A 3,248-nucleotide genomic window follows, 5' to 3' on the forward strand; every position below is an offset into this window, starting at 1 on the left:
TGTAAACTGTCACTTTATATCCTCTCAAATACCGTTGGAATTTTCAAATTCCTTCAGAATTGTTTATATACTTCTCTGGAATAATGTGCTAAATTTTTTGCATATTAGAAGGGGGAGTTTTTTTATGATCAAATTTCATGATTTTGGTATTAGCCTAGTGGAGTATGGGGAAAGAGGAAAAAAGAATGAATTTCCATTGTTTGATCAATGCCCAAACTGCAAATGTCATTCCCATGGGAATCTTCATCGTAACGGCTATTACTGGCGTTATGGAATAACTGATGAGACAACCGTACGGATCCCAATTTGTCGCCTAAGATGTTTACAATGTGAAGTGAATATCTCTATTCTTCCGGACTTTCTCATCCCGTATTTTCAACATACTATTCATACAGTTTTAGAACGAGTGAAGAAAATTCTTCAAAGGAAAAAAGCAAAAGGCAGCCGCCAATTAGTCAGGTTTTATCTAAATCGTTTCTTAACATGTATAAATTGGATTCATAGCTTCTTTATCAGCTTGGGGAAGATAAGTGGCATGTCGGAGGATATAAATAGCGAAGCCACAAAATATATGAAAATGATCCTTGATTTTGGCGAATCACCCTTCTTACGAAGGTCACGGGGTCACTTATCAAAATACTTTATGGCAAATTAATTCTATCATATTTAGGCGACTTTAAAAATATTCTTTGTCCCACATACCTTTTTCATAGTCAGAAAATATCGAAAAAAGTAGAATAATAACCATGGATGACCGGTCGTCCTTCTATGAAAAAGGAGGAAGATTCCATGAATGAAAAAGAGCGTGAACAAGTGGCCCTATTTCGGTATGGCCTAATAGCCCCCCTATTGAATGGGCAAGTTGATTCGAAGGAATATTTAAATGGAATGGAGGGAAAGGTTCATTCTGTCCCCCATTATGGAGAAAGGAAAATTGCAGAGAAAACAATGAAAGAGTGGCTTCTTCATTATCGAAGAAATGGATTTGAAGCATTAAAGCCCAAGAAGCGCTTGGATCGAGGGAATTCTCGAAGACTATCCCCTGATGACCAAGATCTTGTCCTTGAAATACGAAAAAAATCTCCCCATATGCCGGTTAGTGTTTTCTACGAACAACTAATCGAGCGTGGAGAGATACAAAAAAACCAAATATCTTACTCTACTATAATTCGATTATTAAAAAAACACAACCTTGTAGGAAAACAAATGGTGGCGATACCAGAAAGAAAACGGTTCGCTCACGAAAAGGTGAATGTGTTGTGGCAGGCTGATTTATCCCATGGACCTTATGTACCCGTTAATGGAAAAAAGACAAAGACATTTTTAATTGCCTATATTGATGACTGTTCTCGTCTTGTGCCGTATGCACAGTTCTTCTCGTCAGAGAAGTTTGATGGATTAAGAGTAGTCACGAAAGAGGCTTTAATTCGCAGAGGGAAACCTACCATCATTTATGCGGACAACGGTAAGATCTATCGATCTGAAACGCTTCAATATGCTTGTGCCCAACTCGGAATTACTTTAGCTCACACGCAGCCGTATGATCCCCGTGCAAAAGGGAAGGTAGAAAGGTTGTTTAAAACGATTCAAACACGGTTTTATCCGTTATTACAAGCCGATCCAGCTCATTCACTAGAAGAGTTAAATGAACGATTCTGGAGCTGGTTAGAGAAAGATTATCACCGAAGAGTTCATGCCTCTTTAGAGGGTAAAACGCCCCATGAAGTGTTTCAATCTCAACTAAAGGATATAACATTTTTGGAGGATTTGTCTATTCTTGAGACCATCTTCTTGAAACGAGAACACCGGAAAGTAAAGGCTGATGGGACGATTACGTTAAATAAAGAGCTCTACGAAGTACCTTCCCGTTTTATCGGTCATTCTATCGATGTGAGACTAGACGAAAATGGTGTCTATATCTTTGAGGATGATAAGAAAGTCGCTGAAGCAATTCCTGTATCCATGAAGGATAATGCGCATGTAAAACGGGCTCGCTCGCCATTTTCATTATCTCAAACAGCTGAAGTGAAAGGGGAACAAGACCATGTATAAATCCATTTACTCTTTAGCTCAAGCACCATTTTCGAAAGATATACGCCCTTCGGATGCGTTTCCTTCCACTGATTATCAAGGGGCTTTAAACGCATTAAATTATTTACAGAAATCGAAGGGAATGGGTCTTCTTATTGGGGATCCTGGCGCAGGAAAAACGTTTACCTTACGGTCTTTTAAGGAGTCATTAAACCCTTCTTTATATCACGTAGTCTATTTTCCCCTTTCAACTGGTGGTGTAATGGATTTTTACCGTGGGTTAGTATATGGCTTAGGGGAGGAACCGAAGTTCCGTAAAGTCGATCTCTTTAGGCAAATTCAACAAGGCATTGAGCGAATGGCAGGGGAACGTAAGATCACACCTGTTTTCATTTTAGATGAAATGCATATGGCAAAAGATGCTTTTTTGCAGGATATAGCACTATTATTTAACTTTCATATGGACTCAACCAATCCATTTATCCTAGTTTTAGCTGGCTTACCACATTTAAAGACTCGATTAGCATTAAATCATCATCGTCCACTATCACAGAGAATGATTATGAAATATGAGATTCAGCCATTATCCAGAGAGGAAGTTTCCCATTATATTCATCATCATATGAAGTTAGCAGGAGCGAAGATGACCATCTTTACAGAAACCGCGGTAGAAGCTATCGCATCACGGTCTCAAGGTTGGCCACGGGTTATTAATACATTAACGATTAACAGTTTATTATTTGGCTCTCAACTAAAGAAAGAACTGATTGATGAGGAAATTGTCAGGTTAGCTATAGAGGATAATGGCTTATCATGAGGCGTGGAATATTAGTATTTGACCACCATCTTCAAGAATGGAGAGTATGGTTAGGACATCAGCCCCACTGGATAGACCAGGGTTATGCATTTGAGATACGGGTCCAAAACAGGTATCTCCATGCATACTTGGAGAAAGATTTTGATTGGTTCGTAACTCTGGAACACGAAGTAAGGTTTGTACTCCACACTTACGAGGTGTACAAAATTCGAATAAAAAAACAGGATTATATGCCAGTTGATGCCCCTTTTTAGGGGTTTTCTTTTCCTGAATTTAAGACGGAATAATTTGAACAAGATTTTGCACATTCCGAAATAAAGTGAAAAAAATAGCACATTATTTCAGATTTCCTCCCGGATTAATGTGGAAAAGAGTATCTGAAATATTGTGCTCGTTTACA

At 38.5% G+C, this 3,248-nt stretch carries 3 protein-coding genes; all 3 read left to right on the top strand.

Annotated elements, in window-relative coordinates:
* Positions 1-124 precede the first annotated feature (124 nt).
* The 3 genes from ADJ83_RS05445 (at position 125) to ADJ83_RS05455 (ending at position 2,848) form a co-directional block, all read left to right on the top strand.
* Complete coding sequence (locus ADJ83_RS05445) at positions 125-655, top strand: DUF6431 domain-containing protein (protein WP_035416525.1); 531 nt, start codon at positions 125-127, stop codon at positions 653-655.
* 134 nt (positions 656-789) lie between these two features.
* Complete coding sequence (locus tag ADJ83_RS05450; RefSeq protein WP_031538279.1) at positions 790-2,052, top strand: DDE-type integrase/transposase/recombinase; 1,263 nt, start codon at positions 790-792, stop codon at positions 2,050-2,052.
* Positions 2,045-2,848 (top strand): ExeA family protein, encoded by an 804-nt coding sequence (locus tag ADJ83_RS05455; protein WP_031538280.1) that lies wholly within the window; start codon positions 2,045-2,047, stop codon positions 2,846-2,848. The genes ADJ83_RS05450 and ADJ83_RS05455 overlap by 8 nt, the downstream gene beginning before the upstream one ends.
* The last annotated feature ends 400 nt before the right edge of the window (positions 2,849-3,248 follow it).

The sequence above is a fragment of the Bacillus sp. 522_BSPC genome, from assembly GCF_001076885.1.
GTDB classification, from domain to species: domain Bacteria; phylum Bacillota; class Bacilli; order Bacillales; family Cytobacillaceae; genus Niallia; species Niallia hominis.